The organism is Pseudoalteromonas sp. GB56 (assembly GCF_054923835.1).
The window spans coordinates 256,351-274,640 of record NZ_JBPCHK010000001.1 but is presented as its reverse complement, the minus strand read 5'-3'; the positions used below and the strand labels follow the sequence as shown (position 1 = coordinate 274,640).

The following is an 18,290-nucleotide window of genomic DNA, read 5'->3' as shown; positions in this document are numbered from 1 at the left end:
TTACCAGTTAATAGATCTGGATGCTCAGAGAAATGCGAATTTGTTGATACCGCGCAACCCATTGAGAGAGTTAGAGGATGAAGAGTGATTGAAAATTTTCGGTGGTAATTCTGCTTATCTCTTGTTCACTGACACCATAGTGTGCACTGAGGTGTGCAACTACATAGGTAAGGTGCATAGGTTCACAGCGACGCGATTTGGGCTTTGGGCGAATAGTGCGCGGCAGCAAGTAGGGTGCATCTGTCTCTATAAGTACACGCTCGATGCTTATTACGCTCAAAGCGTCGTTTAAATCTTGTGAGCGGCGTTCGTCGCACACCCAACCGGTTACGCCGAGATACAAACCTAAATCGAGGTAGTTTTCGGCGTGTGCTTTAGTGCCAGTAAAACAGTGCAACACACCCTTTGGCTGATATTCTTTGAGAATGGCCAGCATGTCGTCATGGGCATCTCGTTCGTGCAAATACACAGGAAGGTTGAGCTCGTTGGCGAGTGCTAATTGGCGTGCGAAAACTTCGCGCTGTTGTGGCCTTGGTGAAAAGTCACGGTTGTAGTCTAGCCCGCACTCGCCGATGGCGACGACCTCGCTTGCGCTGGCAAGCTGACGTAAGTTGGCTTCAAAATCGACACTGGCATCTTTGGCATTGTGCGGGTGAATGCCCGCACAACTTACATATTGATACTGTTTTGCGAGCGCGAGTGCTTCGATGCTGTCTTGCTCATCACAGCCAATCACCATCATAGACGTGATGCCAGCTTCGCGCGCACGGGCGACTACGTCATCGGCATCACTATGGAATTGGCTGCTAGTAAGGTTTACGCCCGCGTCGATCATCGCAATTAGTTGGTGCGTTTTACGCGAATTGTTTTGTTGGTGCCTGACTTTTTCAACAAGAATGAGTTAAACATCGCGCGGCTGATCACCACTTCGTCATTTTTACTTAGTTTGAAAGATTCAGTGCCAATCTGGCGCCAAACCTGACCATTATCTAGGGTGATAATCAATTCGCCGTAAGGTGCTTCACTGATTTTAGTCACGCCAGCGACAAGATCTTTTGCTTCTTCTTCAGCTTTTATTTTATGCTCTAAGCCGAACTCTTCTTTGCTTTTAGCGCTTTGAGTTGCAACTGTTGCTGCACTTGCGCCGGCTGCTGCAGCGGCAGGAGCATTAGATGTAGTCACTTTCTCACGAGCGGCATCAATTGGTTTACCCGCCACAACGTTGTCGTAGCACATTAGGCGTCGGAAATCGTTTTCGATAAAACTACAGGCTTTTAACGCTTGCTCGTTTATTCCTTCAGATGCCACCGCGGGTGTTATTAGGGTAGTGCTCAACAATGCGAGTGAGGCAGGCACGAGATATTTCTTCATTGTTTTTCTTCCTGTGATGGTTTCGCGCTATAAAATGCGGCCATGATGAGTCCAAGCTCAAATAATAACAGCATTGGTAATGCGAGCAAGGTTTGCGAGAGTACGTCCGGTGGTGTTAGGAACATCGCAACCACAAACGCACCGACAACGATATAAGGGCGTTTTTGCTTCAAGCTCTCTGTGCTTGTTGCACCACTCCAGCATAACAACATGATGGCTACAGGGATTTCAAATGCCACACCGAATGCAAAAAACAACTTTAAGGCAAAGCCAAGATAGCTGCTGATATCCGGTGTCAATGTCATGACTTCTGGGCCAATGCCAGTGAAAAAGCCAAGCACAATCGGCAACACTACGAAGTAACAAAATGCGATACCGCCGTAGAATAAAATCACACTTGAGAGTAGCACTGGCACGAGCATGCGTTTTTCATGCTTGTACAAACCTGGTGCCACAAACGACCAAACTTGATGCAAAATAAATGGAATGGCTGCGAACAACGCCACGAACATGGTGAGTTTGAAAGGCGTGAAGAACGGTGCGGTGACGTCTGTGGCAATCATTTGACTGTTTTCAGGCAGATGGTCCAGCAGCGGCGCAGCAACAAAGGCGTAAATGTCATTGGCAAAGTAAACCAGTGCGATAAAAATCACCAAGACCGATAAAAGGGCGCGAACTAGGCGGTTGCGTAGTTCAACCAAATGGGCAATAAAGCCACTTGTTTGTGCTTCACTCATCTTTATTATTACTGCTTTGCTGCGTTGACTTCTCGTAACTGCGAGTCACGGACTGCGCGGCCTTTTCAAGCTCTTTGACTGAGTCTTGAAGGTCGCTTGGCAAGTTGTCCATATTTTGTTGTTCAGCTTTTTTGAGGTTTTGGTGTAGTTCGTGAATACGAAGTTCTTCACTGACCTCAGCGGAAATGTGGTTGGCCATGCTTTTTATGTTTTTTATCCAGCCACTCACTGTGCGTACTGCGACCGGTAGTCTTTCTGGGCCAAGAACAATCAACCCGACAATCAAAACGACTACTAATTCCCACATTCCCATTAGGGTTATACCTTGTCTTTGGTTTGCTCAGGAGACTTCTCTTCAGCTTGCTCTTTCGCCTGAGTTAGCTTCTGATCTTCTTCAGGTTTTTCTTTAGTTTCGTCGTCAGAAACAGCGTTCTTAAAACCTTTTACAGCGCTACCTAAATCGCCACCAAGGTTGCGAAGTTTTTTTGTGCCAAAAATCAATACAATGATTGCTAGGATAATAAGTAACTGCCAAATACTAATACCACCGATCATAACCTTCTCCGAAATATTGCGTTAAGTAGTTGCGCAGTATAGCGCGCAAACAGTGTTTGTCATAGAGGGCCTAAGCGCCTTTGCGCCAAGCCCAAACTAATGCTGCAAAGCCAGTAATTGCAGCGCCTGCGGCGGCTATTGTATGCCCAGATAAGGCGCACAAACTGGCAATGATCAGACCACTGCAACCTGCTAATGCGAGGATCAGCGGTCGCTGGTTTACAGGCGTTGGGGCAACAGGGTGCTGTTGCCTCTTTAAGCTGTGGTAGATAAGGTCTGGCAATTCAGGCATTTTCTCTGCCCAAAATGGCAAGTTGGCGTACATTTGCTTAGCGACCGCCCAAGGGCCTACCTGATCTTTGACCCAGTCTTCTAAAAATGGTTTCGCGGTTTTCCACAAGTCTAATTGTGGATACAGTTGTCTGCCTAACCCTTCAACATACAGCAAGGTTTTTTGCAGTAGAACTAGCTGTGGCTGTACTTCCATATTGAATCGGCGTGCGGTGTTAAATAAATTCACCAACACATGACCAAATGAGATCTCCGCCAGCGGCTTGTTGAAAATAGGCTCACACACGGTGCGAATCGCAAACTCAAATTCTTCAATGCTGGTATCCGCCGGAACCCAACCCGAATCCACGTGTAACTCTGCCACTTTGCGGTAATCACGGTTGAAAAATGCGATGAAATTCTCAGCGAGGTAACGTTTGTCTTCTTTATTTAGGGTACCGACGATGCCACAGTCGATACCAATATACTGTGGGTTGTGCGGATTGTCGTAGGAAACAAAGATGTTTCCTGGATGCATATCGGCATGAAAGAAGCTGTCGCGGAATACTTGGGTAAAGAATACCTCTACGCCTCGCTCGGCCAGCAGTTTCATATTGGTGCCTTGCTTTAATAAGGCGTCAGTATCTGAAACAGGGATCCCATAGATACGTTCCATAACTAACACATTGCTGCGGCTAAAGTCGCTGTAAACGTATGGAATATAAAGCGCTGGGGAGCCCTCAAAGTTTCGGCGCAACTGAATAGCATTGGCGCCTTCACGCATTAAATCGAGTTCATCAAGCAGTGTCTTTTTGTATTCTTTAACCACTTCCACTGGGCGTAGGCGACGACCTTCACGCAGTAACTTGGCTACCACCTTCGCACATTGCTGCATCAAGGTCAGGTCGGCATCAATTTGCTTTTTGATGTTCGGGCGAATGACCTTCACGACTACATCATGGGTTTTGCCATGGTCATCACACAGTTTTGCAGTGTGTACTTGCGCGATGGACGCGGAAGCGAGAGGGTTCACGTCGAACTCACTAAAGGCATCATTAATGTCATCAAGTTCAAGTGCTTTTTCGATAATCGATTTGGCTTGATCGCCTGAGAAGGGTGGCACTTGGTCCTGTAACAGTGCGAGCTCATCAGCAATATCTGCTGGCAGTAAGTCACGTCGTGTTGATAGCATCTGGCCAAATTTAATCCACACAGGGCCAAGAGTTTGCAGCGCTAAGCGCAGACGCATGCCGGCGGGCTTGTCTTTGTGTTGATTGCGCAGCCAAAACAAACTGCTGCGCGCTAGCTTTGCGAACCAAGGGAGCTTTTGCTTGGGCAGAAGCTCATCCAGTCCATGCTGGAGTAGGGTTTTAGTTATGAAATACAGTCGCGAAGCTGACACTATTAACCTCTGTCCTGTTGGTTGGCAGCGAGCAAGGCATCAATGCGTTGCTCTAACATTTGCATATCGCTCTTGAGTTGTCTGTTTTGGCGGGTAAATTGCTCAACTTCCAGTGGATGTATGGCTACTTTGAGCTCATCTTGCAATAAAGTGATAACAATATGATCCACTTTGCCTTGGTTTTGTAGGAAAAGCTGTTTGCCTTTACCCAGTTGTTGCCACAACAATTGAGCGGGTGCGTCGCCAATATAGTTTGACCAATGTTCAGGCCAGTCAATATCGAGGTCACTGAAGGCTTGGCTGAATGCTTGCGCGAGATGAATATCACCTTCAATGTCTAGCTTGTGTTGGCGAATGAGTTGGGTGAGCAACGAAGGGTCCTTGAGTTTCAACAAGGTATCTGTGTCGGCGCTTATAAAGCAATCGCTGTGCTCCGGCTGTTGCTCATGTGCTTGTAACATAAGACCTTCAGTCGCATATACAACACTGATGTATTGTTGCCAGTCGCGCACATGAATCACTAAATTTTGCGATTGCACCTTTGCCAAGCGCGCTTGAGCGCTGGGGTCTAATGCAAGCAAGCGATTGGCTATTGTCTCAATGGCCGCTAGAGCGAAATGTGCGAGCATAGCTGCTCCTTAAAATTTGAAGCCGCGATGCAATGCGACGATACCGCCGGTCATATTTTGGTAGCTCGTTTGTTCAAAACCCACTTCTTGCATCATGTTTTCAAGGGTTACTTGGTCTGGATGCATACGAATAGACTCTGCAAGGTACTTGTATGATTCGCTGTCGTTCAGTACCACTTCGCCGACTTTTGGTAGAATGTTGAACGAATACACGTCATATAGCTTAGTCAGCACTTCATGCTCAGGCTTTGAGAATTCAAGAATCAATAAACGGCCGCCTGGTTTTAGCACTCGGTACATAGATGCCAGCGCCTTGCTTTGATCGGTTACATTACGCAGGCCGAAAGCGATGGTGATAACGTCAATACTGTTATCAGGGAATGGCAGTTCTTCGGCGTTCATTTGCACGTATTCGATGTTGCTCACCAAGCCTCGGTCACGCAACTTGTCTCGGCCGACTTTGAGCATTGAGTCGTTAATATCACCTAGGATGACTTTGCCAGATTCACCGACAAGTTGGCTAAACTTTGCTGTTAAATCCCCTGTTCCGCCCGCTAGATCCAGAATAGTTTGGCCTCGACGCGCGCCAGAGCTGGCAATCGTCACGCGCTTCCATAGGCGGTGAATACCAAACGAGAGCAAATCGTTCATCAAATCATACTTTGCAGCAACTGAGTGGAATACATCAGCAACGTGCGCTGCTTTTTCATTTGCAGCCACTGTTTTATAGCCAAAATGCGTTGTTTTTTGCTCTGCTTCTTTCATGGTAATTCAAGCCTAGAGGGGAAGTTTGCCATAGTGTACTTGAGCCCCTTTAACAGCTCAAGGATTAAGCCATCAAAGGGCTCAGAAACAAACTTCTTTAATCAAGATGTTAGCTAAGTGGAGACTGCTGGTCATGCTTGCTCAGTAAGGCACTGAGGTTTTGTTCATCATCACGGTGGGTAATATGGCAGTTAAAGGCAACGCCGGGTAAGGAGTTACCACTGCGTGAACTTACAAAACGCAGTTTAGAAATACCTGTGCGCACTTTATCGGCGATAAGCGCTGTGGTTTCGGCATCGACGTCAGCAAGTAAAATAGTAAACTCATTACTTTGCGTACGACCGCTACAACCGCTTTCTTGCGTGTAAGTTTGAATCTTTGATGCCACTTTCTCGAGCATTAAATTGCCGATTAAGTCACCGTAGTCTTGGCAGAAGGTATGGTAGTTCTCGATTTCAATGCTGATGATGGAGATATTTTTGCCTTTCTCAATCCACAACTGGGTTTGTTTATCGAGATAATGGCGATGGTATAAGCCTGTGAGCGGGTCGATACTTTGCTTGCGCTTGATTTGTTGTAACTGCGATTTAGTCGATTGATATTGGCTTTTTATGCGTTCGACAATCAATTTGAAGCTCTGTGTTTGTCGTCGCAGTCGCAGCGTATGCTCAGCTAATTTTTGCAGGTATTGTCGCGTTCGCTCAGGATTGTCGTCATTGAGCGCTTGCGTACATTTATCGATTTCAAGGTGGTAGTCGTCGAGGTGCTTTTGATTTGTTTGCGAATGATTTTGTAAGCTGCCCAGCATGTCACCGACGCGCTCAACCAAATCTGTTTGTTGTTGCTGATCATTCGATAAGAAACGAATGTACAACTCTTCCATCAACACGGAATCAACGACACGCTTACTCGCAACCGCTGTATCAAAACTGGTATTGAGCTCTGTGTGCGAATCACTCACATAGATGTATAGCACCTGATAATTCAATGGCGTAGGCGGCAACGCATGTAATTCAAGTAAATGACACACTTGGGTCATTTTCTCTTGGGCATTGGCCATGGAGTCATGGAACATCATAATTGCACTTACCACCACTTCAACAATAAAAGTTCACTAAAACAGGTACATATGTAACATCACTACCCATTAAAGAACAAAAATTGCGAATTTGGAATAGCCCAAGAGCATTATTAACCTTAATCGAATAAAGATTGTTCAATTGCATCGAAAACGTATGAAATTGCGACTAGTCGCAATGACTTTGAATGTCTTGCTCGGTACGCTAAAGTGAGTCTTTAGGGTCTGTTGACCTTTGAAGTATGAATTTTGTTCAAATCAAAGGCTTTCAATGCAAGGAATGGGTTATGTTGCATAGTGAGCTATGTTAATTGCCCATGACAAGGCAGTGTAAGCCTTTGGTTGAACCCTTTGGGCAGCGCCATTGGGGTATTTTTTCGGCGTTATCGCCTGACTTACATAGAATAACTATGCGACGCAGGCTCTGCCTTGCCAAAATACCCCAATGACTGCTGCAAAAACAAACAGCAAAGGTCAACAGACCCTAAGCATTGCAACATTGAGAATTGAAGGTATGCAACCGAGCATAAAACTAAAAAAATTAGCCATAGTAACCGCCCTCACGCTTGGTTTAAGTGCGTGTGCAACCACATCAAGCCAACAAGGCGATGCAAACCTTGTGTTCACCGATGTGGCAGAGCAAATTGTTAACTACCGTGACAGCATCAACCCATATAAACAGGAAATCGATGGCTATTTGCTACCTAATCTGAGTGCTGACAACTTGCGTGCCGAGTTTGAACAAAGACAAGCACTTTTGGCGCAGTTAGACAGCATCAATGTTGATTCCCTGAATGATGAAAACAAAATTAACCTGCAAATTATTCGCGCGCAGGTGCAAAACCAAGTCGATGAGTACCGCTTTAACGCACATTACATGCCACTTACATCAGAATACGGGTTCCATTCATCATTGTCGTTTATGGTGTCCCGTGGTGACTACACCTCCAAAGCAGGCTTCGAAACCTATCTAAAGCGCTTGAACCAAGTGCCACGCTTTTTCGAGCAAAACATCAATTGGATGAAAAAAGGCTTAGAAACGGGTCTGACGCAACCAAAAGCAGTGTTACAAGGTTATGAAGAGTCAATCAGTGCTTACATTGTCGACGACGTGACAACATCTGAATTCTATGCGCCGTTTAAGCAAAATACTGCGGGCATTTCCGATGAAGAGTTTGCTTCACTGCAACAGCAAGCCAAAGACGTGTTGAGTAATGCAGTGATCCCGGCGTACCAACATTATTTCGACTTCTTCGTCTCAACATATCAGCCGGGCGCACGCGACAGCATTGGTATCTCTAATGTACCGAATGGCGAAGCGTATTACGCGAATCGTGCTAAGCACTACACCACCACGGAGATGACCCCGAAAGAAATTCATGAACTGGGTTTGCAAGAAGTAAAGCGCATCCGTGGGGAAATGCAGGCGATCATTGATGAGCTGGGCTTTAAGGGTGATTTCGCTGATTTTGTAGAGTTTTTGCGTACAGATCCACAATTTTACGCTACAACTCCTGAAGAATTACTCAAAGAAGCCTCATTTATCGCCAAAAAGATGGACGCGCAGTTGCCTAAGTTGTTTAAACAACTGCCACGTAAACCATACGGTGTTGCACCAGTACCAGCGAGTATCGCGCCGAAATACACTACGGGTCGCTATTCTGGTGCCAGCCGAGATGATGAAGCAGGTTATTACTGGGTAAACACTTACGCTTTGGATAAGCGCCCTTTGTATGTACTTGAAGCACTGACCCTTCATGAGGCCGTGCCGGGGCACCACTTACAGATTTCCCTTAATGCGGAGCTGGATTATTTGCCTAGTTATCGCCGTAATGCTTACCTCTCAGCCTTCGGTGAAGGCTGGGGCTTATACAGTGAATACCTTGGTATTGAAGCCGGTTTCTACCAAGACCCGTACAGTGACTTCGGCCGCCTGACCTATGAAATGTGGCGTGCTGCGCGTTTGGTGGTGGATACAGGTATGCACATGTTTGGTTGGACGCGCCAACAAGCATTGGACTTTATGAGTCAAAATACCGCGTTGTCACTGCATAACGTGAAAACTGAGACTGACCGCTATATTTCTTGGCCAGCGCAGGCGCTGTCTTACAAAATTGGTGAATTAACCATCAAACGCCTGCGTGCTAAGGCCGAAAAGGCTCTAGGGCATGATTTTGATGTGCGTGAGTTCCATTATCAGGTCTTGCGTCACGGCTCTATTCCACTTAATGTACTAGAGCAGCAAATTGACCAATACATTGCTGAGGCGTTGGCTCAGAAATAGATCATTGGTTAAACATAAAAAGTAATAATATGGGCGCTTAATGCGCCCAATTTGCAGGGAAAAGGCGGGATATGCCGATTTTTTTAAAGCGCATCTTATTGACGATCCGCAATCATATCGACCAACTGAGTTGGCAGGCTGTGGTGATTGCAATTGCTGCGCACATGATGATCACGTGGTTGCTGCTTGCTATTGCCGGTGAACAAAACCTCCTCGATTTTGGCACCTTCTTTTACTACTACGTGGTAACGACTTCTACAGTCGGCTACGGCGACCTAAGTCCATCAACAGAAATGGGGCGTCTATTGGTCGCGTTGGTGCAAATTCCATTTGGTTTGGCGCTGTTCGGTATGTTACTCGGTAAAGCCGGACAAACCATCACACATATAATAAGGCGTGCTATGACAGGTGAAAAAGACGTAACGCATTTTGCCAATCACATCATTATTTTTGGCTGGCATCCAGTGCGCACCCGTAAAATGGTGCGCTACATTCTTGCTGATGAAAAACGAGTTCGCAGAGACATCGTACTGGCGGTGATTGAGGACATTGAACATCCTTTTTTCTCCGAGCCCAATGTTAGCTTTGTTAAACTCAGCAGCTACACCGATGAAGAGCAATTGAATCGTGTCGGCATTACCACGGCCGACAGAATCATCGTGGAAGGGGTCGATGATAACCAAAGTTTCACCACGGCACTGAAAATCAGTAAGCTGGTGAAGGAGTCTGCCCATATTTGTGCTTACTTCGATGATGAGAGTAAAGCGCAGATGCTGTCTGAGCACTGTGCTAACGTAGAGTGCAGCTCAAACCGCACTGCGGAAGTGTTAGTGCGCTCGATGGAAGACCCTGGTGCAAGCCGAGTACAGCAAGAAATTATGTCGAGCTTACATGGCGATACGCATTTCTCGATGACGATTCCAAACGAGGTGGCGCAGTTTACCTTTGCGGATATTTTCGAAGTGTTTAAACGTCAATATGACGCCACTATTCTCGGTATTGCACACAACCGCAGTGCGCTCGATATGGATTTGAATCCACCGTTGGATTACACCATTCAAGGTGGCGACATTATTCATTACATTGCTCCAGAGCGAGTGTTGGCATCAGAGGTCAAGTGGCCGAAGTAAGGCTTTAACTACTCCCGCATTAGCCAATCCAAACCTTGGATGGCTGATGTCGGGAACGCCGTCGCATGGCGAGCATCATCAATGACCTTCATCTTTAACGCAGTGTGGCTTTTCGGCAAAGTGCGCAGCAAAGCTTCGAGTTTTTTCGCTTCCTCCACCATGTTTTCGCCTTCGCCGTGCTCTGGGGTTTCCAAACTACCAACAGAGAGATAAATCTTGGGTGGATTTTTACTCGGTTTGAAAGGCAAGGTAAGTACAGCTCTTTTGTTGAACCAAATCGATGGGCTGCTAAGCACAAACCCCGTGAACATATCCGGCTCGTGCAACGCCATATAGGCGCCAAACAATCCGCCTAATGAATGCCCTACATACAGGCGTTGCGAATGTTCAGTGCGATATTGGCTTTCTATATAGGGAAATACATGTTCACGAATAAACCGAGCATGAACACCCGCTTCTCCCGTTTGCAACTTCCAGCTTGAATCCCGAGATGGTGTGTAATCTCTCACCCGACTTGCAGGCCCCTTGGCCTCGTTGCTGTAACCAATGGCGACAATAATGGCTTCTGGCAGAGTGCCTGAATTCATGGCAAAACGAGTGGCGCCAGAAACCGTTTGGAAGCTGTAATGAGCATCCGTTAAATAAATCACAGGATAACGGCTGTCGCTGTTTTTACCGTAGGAATGAGGGAGCTTAATGTATAGCGGGTAGGTGCGCTTTGTTTGTGTGTCTTGCAGGTCAATAATTTCACTGTGCGCTATGGTGTAGGGGGCGTTTTGGGCGTAAACAAGCCCACTAAAGCACAATAAAAAGAAGCGCAGTAATCGCATAAAAGCACCTAAAATCAGATATTTCGACCATACTAACAAGGCAACTTCGCGTTAATCTATAAAAATACGATTTATTCGGCCAACCTTTTTCTTGCTTGCTACGTCTTGTAATAAAGATTCAGTGTGATTTATGACGCAAACCTCTACAGCATTACTCGTAATCGCCGCTCAGCAAGGTGACAAGCAAGCGTTTGTGGCGTTATGCGAACATTATTATCAAGCCAGTTTTCGCTTTGCTTTTAAACTTAGCCAGAGTGAGCACGATGCGGCAGATATTGCTCAGGAAGTGTGGAGTAAAGTCGCGAAAGATATTCGTGCGTTACTTGAACCCAGTGCGTTTAAAGCATGGTTGTTTCGCGCGGTGTATCGACGTTTTATCGATTTAACGCGACGGCAGAAAAAGGAGTTACTAATGGAGGTAGTTCCCGAGCAAACAATAGAGCAAACGCCCAACATCGAGGCTGGTTTGGATGTATTAACGCTGATTGCTTGTTTGCCCGAGGTTGAGCGCCACACTGTGTACTTGTTTTATTTAGAAGAGCTAACGATTGGCGACATTGCCGCTATCCTAGAGACGCCAGTAGGCACGATTAAATCGCGGCTTCATTCAGCACGAAATAAGCTCAGTGAAGCGGCACAAAATAACGGGTGTAGTGATGAATATAGATGAACAAATCAAAGCTTCTTTGCAACAAGAGCAGCAGCACATAGACACGATTTTGAGTCATGATGAGGGATTGTTTAAACGCTTGGGAAATACTTATCAAGGCGCTATGCAGCGGTGGATGTGGTTTAGTACGATTTTGGCGGTGTTGTTATCCGTTGGCTTTATTTACGCGGGCTATCGCTTCTTTGTCGCGGATACCGTGAGCGATCAAATTTTCTGGGCGGTGTGGTTTATCGTTGGCTTGATGATGCAAATTGCCGTGAAGCTTTGGATGTTTATGGAGATGAATCGCACTTCCATCATTCGTGAGTTAAAGCGCACGGAAAGTCTCATCATGGCTACTCATAAAAAAGCCACCGATTAAGGTGGCTTTTCCTATCTTAATTGAGTGCTTTAAAGCGAATAGCTGTACCGCCGCTTGGCGCAAGTTTCAGCGTAAGGCTGTCGTTAGCGCTCACAACTTGGTTACTAATGGCCATGCTGTATGGGTTGTTGATCCATTCCGCGTTTTCACCGTCAGCGTAGATTTGCGCTTCAAAACGTTGGTCTGGTTCTAAGAAGTCAAGCTTGATGGTGACCTCGCGGGCATCACCATCAGTGATTGCACCGAGATACCAGTCGTTACCAGAGTAATGGTCGCGCTTACGCTCTTTGCGGGCGAACACCACGTACTCACCCATTTCACCAGCGATTGCTTTACTTGTTTCCCAGTCTGTCGGAACATCTTGGATAAACTGGAACGCGTCAGGTTTCGCTAAATAATTACGTGGTAAATCTGCCGCCATTTGGATTGGGCTGTACAGCACCACATACAGGGCTAGCTGTTTTGCCAGCGTCGTTTGTGGGCGGTTAGTATCCGCACCTAAACCATTAAAGCCCATATCAAAAATACCTGGAGTAAAGTCCATTGGCCCAGCTAGCATGCGTGTGTAGGCTAGGTTAGTGGTGTGTTCAGGTGGGTTAGGCGGTGTGCCCCATGCATTAAATTCTTGCCCACGCGCACCTTCGCGCGCTAACCAGTTCGGGTAGGTGCGGCGCAGACCTGTGTCCTTAATTGGCTCATGGGTATTAATCGAGAGCTTATATTTCGCTGCCAGCTCAATGTTGTACAGGTACTCGTTGGCCATAAACTGACCATCGTGCCATTCATAGCGTGCGATACCTTTATCATCGATGCGCTTGATGTTGCCGCCATCGGCTACATAACCTGTTTTGATTTGGCTCACCCCATTTTTGGCATACAGTTTAAACGCATCTTCCATTTGGTTGCGATAATTGCTGACATTGCCAGAGGTTTCGTGGTGACCGATTAATTTTGCACCGACTTTCTCACCATGTTTGGCAATGGCTTCGATGTCAAAGTCGTCATAGCTTTTGGTGAAGCTAAATACGTCGCCATTGAAGAACCAGTCGCCATCCCAGCCTTCGTTCCAGCCCTCTACTAACACGCCGTCAAAGCCGTATTTTGCAGCAAAATCGAGGTATTTAATGGTGTTTTCTGTGGTTGCACCGTGTTTTTCACCGCTGCCCCAGGTATTTTCATTGATGTGCATACTCCACCAAATACCCACGTATTTACCTGGTTTTACCCAAGATACATCGCCCAGTTTATTTGGCTCATTCAGGTTTAGAATCAGGTGTGAGTTAAGCAAACCTGTCGCTTGCTCTGCAATTTGAATGGTACGCCACGGAGTGGTAAAGCCGTTCTCGGTTTTTACAGCAATGCCGTCAGACCAAGGCGTTAAATCGGCTTTGAAAGTGCCTGGACGACGTTGGTTGAGCGTCATACCTGCATAATCAACCAATGCAGCTTCGTGAATACTGACATGCACTCCGCTGTCCATTTTTAAGGTAAAAGGCGTGTGTACATGAGCGGCATCGCTTGCATTTGTGCGGTTATACACATATTCATAACGGTTCCAGCCGCGCGCAGGGATCCATAAGGCTTCGTTGTTTTGCCCAGCGAGCGCAAATTCAGTTAGCTCGTCAGTGATTTGATAATCAGGGCGGTCTTTGCCTTCAAGTTCATAGCGAAAACCTAAGCCGTCATTAAATGCGCGAACACGCACTGTGTAGTTGCGGCTTGCGTCCTGCTCGTCACTAAAGGTAACCGCGATTTCATTGTGTTGGTCGCGAATTTCGCGTTGCTCACCCCAAGGCTGTTGCCACGTATTATCAACGCTGTGGGTCTGTGTGTTGCTTATTACTAGGCCATCACGCAGAGGCGCAGCATCTTTGAAGTAGAAGCCTAGTTTGGAAGAATTAATAACAGGTTTGCCTGCGAAGCTGACTTGGTAGCTTGGCGCACCATCATCACTGAGTGACACTTGAATTTGGCCATCAGGCGAGCTGACGCTCACTGTTTTTGCTAGAGCCAGTGGCGAGGCCAGTAGCAGAGGAATGAATACTCGCATAGATTTTTCCTAATAATGCGCGCTTATGCTCACTAGTGTGTTGCAACATGAACATCGGCGTTAGCCCAAAGGTAAACCTTAGAGTAAGGTGAACACCCTTCATTTACATAGGGATTGCATACGTATTCAGCATTAAGGGGAAAGAGACTGGCAATAAAAAAGCGAGCCTAAGCTCGCCTTTTTATGATGTGCTGATTATTGTCCAGCAGCTTCGAATGCGCGTGCCATAAATGGTGGCTCGCACAGTGCGCCTTGGTGAATACCCGGCGTGTAGTATTCTGTTTGCATTGAGACTGGGTCACATGCACGGAAGCCATCAAAGCCCATGCCTTTGCGCGCTAGCGTTACTGACCACAAACCTGAAGGGTAAATTGGCTGTGGGAATGGTAATGTTTGCAATGCACCAAAACCAACTTGCTTCATTGCACCTCGCATGTCTACTAACAGTGGCATGTGCATAAGTGGGCTTTCGCTCTGCTGCACAAGTACGCCACCAGGGCGAAGTGCTTTTAAGCAGCTCTCGTAGAATGCGTGGTTGAATAAACCTTCACCAGGGCCGACTGGATCCGTACCATCGACAATCACAACGTCGATAGATTCAGGAGCCGCTTCGCGCATGTACTTGATGCCATCATCAAATAACAGCGTTGCGCGTGGGTCTTCATTTGAACTGCATAGCTCAGGGAAGTATTTAAGCGACATTTCAGTAACAACTTGGTCGATATCGATTTGTGTGACTGTTTCTACAGAGTCGTGCTTCAACACTTCGCGTAACGTACCACAGTCACCACCACCAATAATCACCACGTTTTTAGGATTTGGATGACTGAATAGGGCAGGGTGGGCGATCATTTCATGGTAGAAGAAGTTTTCGCGGGTACTTACCATGGTACAACCATCAATAATCATCAGGTTGCCAAAGTCAGTCGTTTCATACATGGCTACATGCTGAAATGGAGACTGTTTTTCTTCAAGTAATTTGTTGATACGCAGTGAAAATGCACTGCCATCACGGTCACTGATTTCTGTAAACCAGTGGTTTTTATCTAAACTTGTCATGTGCTAAATAATCGCCAGTTGTTGAGATGGGCAATTTTGCCAGTGAGTAATCCAATGCTCAATCAAATTTTAGCGTTATTTATACGATTTTCTATTCGCTAGTCGTCATAAGAGGTATTAAAATAGCGGCAAAATACGTGGTTAATTTTTGAGAGTTCAATATGCAAAGGGGTCCCCTAACGGTGCCAGCAGAAGGTTACCAAGCTGCTCAGGCTGTATACAATGTCAGTCATTGGAGCGATGGTTACTTTGATATTAACGAGCGCGGCGAGCTAGTTGCTTATCCTGATGGTGATAACAGCAAAGAAGGTTTGGCGTTGAATGCGTTAGTTGAGCGCTTTAAAGAGCAGGGGCTTACTTTACCTGTATTGGTGCGTTTTACGGATATTCTCCAGCACAGAGCATCCCGTTTGATTGCCGCATTCTCACAAGCCAAAGAAAGCAAAGAGTACCGCGGCGAATACACGTGTGTATACCCTATCAAGGTGAACCAACAACGCTCAGTAGTAAATAAGCTGTTGGCCCATTGCAGTGGTCAAGTTGGCCTAGAAGCTGGCTCAAAACCAGAATTGATGGCTATTTTAGGTCTTGCTGACAAAGACATTACCATCGTCTGTAATGGTTACAAAGACAGTGAATTTATGCGCCTAGCGTTAATTGGTCAGGCAACTGGGCACAAGGTCAATATTGTTATTGAAAAGCTCTCAGAACTCGATGCATTGCTTCGCGAAATGGAAGCGATGAACCTCGAAGCACCCATCGGTATTCGAATTCGCCTCAACTCTGTTGGTAAAGGCAAGTGGCAAAACACCGGTGGTGAGCGCGGCAAGTTTGGCTTAACCGCATCGCAAGTATTGCAAGCCGTTGAAAAGTTAAAAGCGCACAACAAGCTGCATTTGATGGAGCTGGTGCACTTTCATATCGGCTCGCAAATCGCCAATATTCGTGACATCCAGCGTGCATTGACCGAGTGTGCCAGACACTATGCGCAGCTCTACAAAATGGGCGTACCATTGAAAACGGTCGACGTTGGCGGCGGTTTGGGTGTGGACTATGAAGGTTCTGGCTCACGTAGCAGTTGCTCAATGAACTACACCGTAGAAGAGTATGCAAAGAATGTGGTGGCTGCATTTGCGGAAGTAAGCGATGCGAACGAGATCCCACATCCTGCGATTATTACTGAATCAGGTCGTGCTTTAACGGCGCACCATGCGGTGTTGATCACCGATGTGGTGGATGTAGAACGTGCGCCCAATAATGAAGTCAGCATTGAGCAATACGCAGATTTGCCTAAAGTTGTGCTGGAAATGCACCAGACCTGTCAATCGGTTAGTCCACGTATGGCAATTGAAAGTTACCACGATGCCATGCACCTGTTCAGTGAAGCGCACAGTCAATACGTACACGGCATGTTAGGCATTGAGCAATGGGCGCTGGTGGAGCAGCTGTACTTTGCAACGTTACATAAAGTGCGCGCGTGCTTGAATGAATCGGCACGTGCCCACCGTGAAGTGATTGATGAGCTTAATGAGAAACTTGCTGACAAACTGTTTGTAAACTTTTCCTTGTTTCAATCTTTGCCTGACGTATGGGGTATTGGTCAGCTATTCCCAGTGATGCCAATTGAGCACCTTGATAGACCATTAGATCAACGCGTGATTATCCAAGATATTACCTGTGACTCAGACGGCCAGATCCGTGATTACGTAGACGGTGCAGGGGTTGAGGCGAGTTTGCCGATTCCGCGATATGAATTTGGTCAGCAGTATCACATTGCTATGTTTATGGTGGGTGCTTATCAAGAAATTCTCGGTGATTTACACAACTTGTTTGGTGATACCGATTCAGTTCACGTGGAAATGCGTGACAGTGAATTCGTACTCACCAACAAGATTAAGGGTGATAGCGTTCAGGATGTATTGAAGTTCGTTCATTACGATAGTGCGGCGCTTGAGGCATGCTACAACAAGCGTATTTCGCAAATGAGCATCAGTGACGAGCAAAAACAGTCTTACCTCGAAGTGCTCACCCATGGTTTAGAAGGTTACACCTACTTCGAAGATTAACCTTAAATGTGGGTGTAAAGCCCACACATTGGTTTACTGTTGCCCAGATTGAACAAATTTAAATCCTTAAAGGTCAACAGACTCTAAAAAAAGCGCTATCATTGGCGCTTGTTTTTTATACCCAAATAGGAAATTCGCTTTGCATTGTGTGGTCGCTGTTGTTCGGCAAATTATTAGTATTGGCTTGTACACCCTGAATACCTTGTTCTGGTTCTTCCCAATTGTATTGTGTGGCGTGTTAAAACTGCTGCCAATTAAGCCTTGGCAAAAGTTAATGAGTGCGACAGCAAAAGCGATGGCTAGCTTATGGGTGGCGTGTAATTCACTGAATCAAAAGCTGGTGACACCATACAAACTTTCAGTGACGGGTCTTGAGCAGTTGCGTAAAAGAGACTGGTACTTGGTCATTGCCAATCACCAGAGCTGGGTTGATATCTTAGTGATGCAGCGTATTTTCCGCGGCCGTATTCCGTTTCTAAACTTCTTTTTGAAAAAAGAGCTGCTTTACGTGCCGTTTCTCGGGCTTGCGTGGTGGGCACTGGATTTCCCCTTTATGAAGCGCACCAGCAAATCACAGCTCAAAAAGAATCCGAAGTTGCGCGGTAAAGACATTGAAACAACGCGTAAAGCCTGTGAAAAATTCAAAGAAATGCCGGTATCTATCGTGAACTTCGTTGAAGGTACACGCTATACCGAAGACAAGCATGCGCGTCAAAATAGCCCATTTGAACACCTGTTAAAACCGAAAGCGGGTGGTATCGCTTTTGTGTTGCAAGCCATGGGTGAGCAGATAAGCAAGATAGTCAATGTCACTATTTACTACCCGAGTGGGGTGCCGACTTTTATGGATTTTGCCGCCGGTAAAGTGAAAGAAGTCGCGATACATGTTGACGTGATGCCGCTGGATCAGCAGCTAATCGGCGACTATAGCAACGACAGTGCATTTCGCGTAGAGTTTCAGCAAAGCTTGAACACACTGTGGCAAGAAAAAGAAGCCACTTACAAGCAAATGGCAGAGCATAGCGGGAGTTAA

Annotated in this window: 18 protein-coding genes; 6 read left to right on the top strand and 12 right to left on the bottom strand. The window is 46.4% G+C overall.

Annotation, left to right across the window (positions count from 1 at the left end; translation table 11 throughout):
* Positions 1 to 70 precede the first annotated feature (70 nt).
* From ACH19P_RS01310 to ACH19P_RS01270, 9 genes are all read right to left on the bottom strand, one after another.
* Positions 71 to 835 (bottom strand): TatD family hydrolase, encoded by a 765-nt coding sequence (locus ACH19P_RS01310; RefSeq protein WP_462156735.1) that lies wholly within the window; start codon positions 833 to 835, stop codon positions 71 to 73.
* 5 nt (positions 836 to 840) lie between these two features.
* Complete coding sequence (locus tag ACH19P_RS01305; RefSeq protein WP_462156734.1) at positions 841 to 1,371, bottom strand: hypothetical protein; 531 nt, start codon at positions 1,369 to 1,371, stop codon at positions 841 to 843.
* Positions 1,368 to 2,108: a twin-arginine translocase subunit TatC gene (tatC, locus tag ACH19P_RS01300; protein WP_462156733.1), complete on the bottom strand. Its 741-nt coding sequence runs from the start codon at positions 2,106 to 2,108 to the stop codon at positions 1,368 to 1,370. Before tatC ends, ACH19P_RS01305 begins: the two co-directional genes overlap by 4 nt.
* Entirely contained in the window at positions 2,101 to 2,421 is a 321-nt protein-coding gene (tatB, locus tag ACH19P_RS01295; RefSeq protein WP_462156732.1) for a Sec-independent protein translocase protein TatB, read from the bottom strand. Before tatB ends, tatC begins: the two co-directional genes overlap by 8 nt.
* Before the next feature lie 5 nt (positions 2,422 to 2,426).
* Complete coding sequence (gene tatA / locus ACH19P_RS01290) at positions 2,427 to 2,660, bottom strand: Sec-independent protein translocase subunit TatA (RefSeq protein ID WP_462159295.1); 234 nt, start codon at positions 2,658 to 2,660, stop codon at positions 2,427 to 2,429.
* Positions 2,661 to 2,733: 73 nt separating this feature from the next.
* The gene (ubiB, locus tag ACH19P_RS01285; protein WP_462156731.1) at positions 2,734 to 4,335 is read right to left on the bottom strand and encodes a ubiquinone biosynthesis regulatory protein kinase UbiB; all 1,602 of its coding nucleotides are present in this window, start codon (positions 4,333 to 4,335) and stop codon (positions 2,734 to 2,736) included.
* Positions 4,336 to 4,337: 2 nt separating this feature from the next.
* Positions 4,338 to 4,964 carry a ubiquinone biosynthesis accessory factor UbiJ gene (locus tag ACH19P_RS01280; RefSeq protein WP_462156730.1) on the bottom strand — a complete coding sequence of 209 codons (627 nt, stop codon included), beginning with the start codon at positions 4,962 to 4,964 and terminating at the stop codon, positions 4,338 to 4,340.
* 9 nt (positions 4,965 to 4,973) lie between these two features.
* Positions 4,974 to 5,729, bottom strand: coding sequence for a bifunctional demethylmenaquinone methyltransferase/2-methoxy-6-polyprenyl-1,4-benzoquinol methylase UbiE (gene ubiE / locus ACH19P_RS01275; RefSeq protein WP_462156729.1), 756 nt, complete (start codon positions 5,727 to 5,729; stop codon positions 4,974 to 4,976).
* Positions 5,730 to 5,838: 109 nt separating this feature from the next.
* A complete protein-coding gene (locus ACH19P_RS01270) occupies positions 5,839 to 6,807 on the bottom strand; it encodes a GGDEF domain-containing protein (RefSeq protein ID WP_462156728.1) in 969 nt (322 codons plus the stop codon).
* Between the two features lie 514 nt (positions 6,808 to 7,321).
* On the opposite strand from ACH19P_RS01270, the gene ACH19P_RS01265 reads away from it, so the two are divergent.
* Positions 7,322 to 9,091, top strand: coding sequence for a DUF885 domain-containing protein (locus ACH19P_RS01265; protein WP_462159294.1), 1,770 nt, complete (start codon positions 7,322 to 7,324; stop codon positions 9,089 to 9,091).
* Between the two features lie 71 nt (positions 9,092 to 9,162).
* A complete protein-coding gene (locus ACH19P_RS01260) occupies positions 9,163 to 10,221 on the top strand; it encodes a potassium channel family protein (RefSeq protein ID WP_462156727.1) in 1,059 nt (352 codons plus the stop codon).
* Positions 10,222 to 10,229: 8 nt separating this feature from the next.
* Here ACH19P_RS01260 and ACH19P_RS01255 read toward each other — a convergent pair whose 3' ends face one another.
* Complete coding sequence (locus ACH19P_RS01255; protein ID WP_462156726.1) at positions 10,230 to 11,051, bottom strand: alpha/beta hydrolase; 822 nt, start codon at positions 11,049 to 11,051, stop codon at positions 10,230 to 10,232.
* Between the two features lie 130 nt (positions 11,052 to 11,181).
* Here ACH19P_RS01255 and ACH19P_RS01250 point away from each other — a divergent pair, with 130 nt between their 5' ends.
* Both ACH19P_RS01250 and ACH19P_RS01245 read left to right on the top strand, forming a co-directional pair.
* Positions 11,182 to 11,721: an RNA polymerase sigma factor gene (locus ACH19P_RS01250; RefSeq protein ID WP_462156725.1), complete on the top strand. Its 540-nt coding sequence runs from the start codon at positions 11,182 to 11,184 to the stop codon at positions 11,719 to 11,721.
* Positions 11,708 to 12,082 carry a DUF6768 family protein gene (locus tag ACH19P_RS01245; RefSeq protein WP_462156724.1) on the top strand — a complete coding sequence of 125 codons (375 nt, stop codon included), beginning with the start codon at positions 11,708 to 11,710 and terminating at the stop codon, positions 12,080 to 12,082. The genes ACH19P_RS01250 and ACH19P_RS01245 overlap by 14 nt, the downstream gene beginning before the upstream one ends.
* Positions 12,083 to 12,098: 16 nt before the next feature.
* On the opposite strand, the gene ACH19P_RS01240 is transcribed toward ACH19P_RS01245, so the two are convergent.
* Positions 12,099 to 14,132: a glycoside hydrolase family 97 protein gene (locus tag ACH19P_RS01240; RefSeq protein WP_462156723.1), complete on the bottom strand. Its 2,034-nt coding sequence runs from the start codon at positions 14,130 to 14,132 to the stop codon at positions 12,099 to 12,101.
* Positions 14,133 to 14,327: 195 nt separating this feature from the next.
* A complete protein-coding gene (speE, locus tag ACH19P_RS01235) occupies positions 14,328 to 15,191 on the bottom strand; it encodes a polyamine aminopropyltransferase (RefSeq protein WP_462156722.1) in 864 nt (287 codons plus the stop codon).
* Between the two features lie 161 nt (positions 15,192 to 15,352).
* Between speE and speA the strand changes: the two genes are divergently transcribed.
* A complete protein-coding gene (gene speA / locus ACH19P_RS01230) occupies positions 15,353 to 17,257 on the top strand; it encodes a biosynthetic arginine decarboxylase (protein WP_462156721.1) in 1,905 nt (634 codons plus the stop codon).
* A gap of 139 nt (positions 17,258 to 17,396) precedes the next feature.
* The gene (locus ACH19P_RS01225; RefSeq protein ID WP_462156720.1) at positions 17,397 to 18,290 is read left to right on the top strand and encodes an acyltransferase; all 894 of its coding nucleotides are present in this window, start codon (positions 17,397 to 17,399) and stop codon (positions 18,288 to 18,290) included.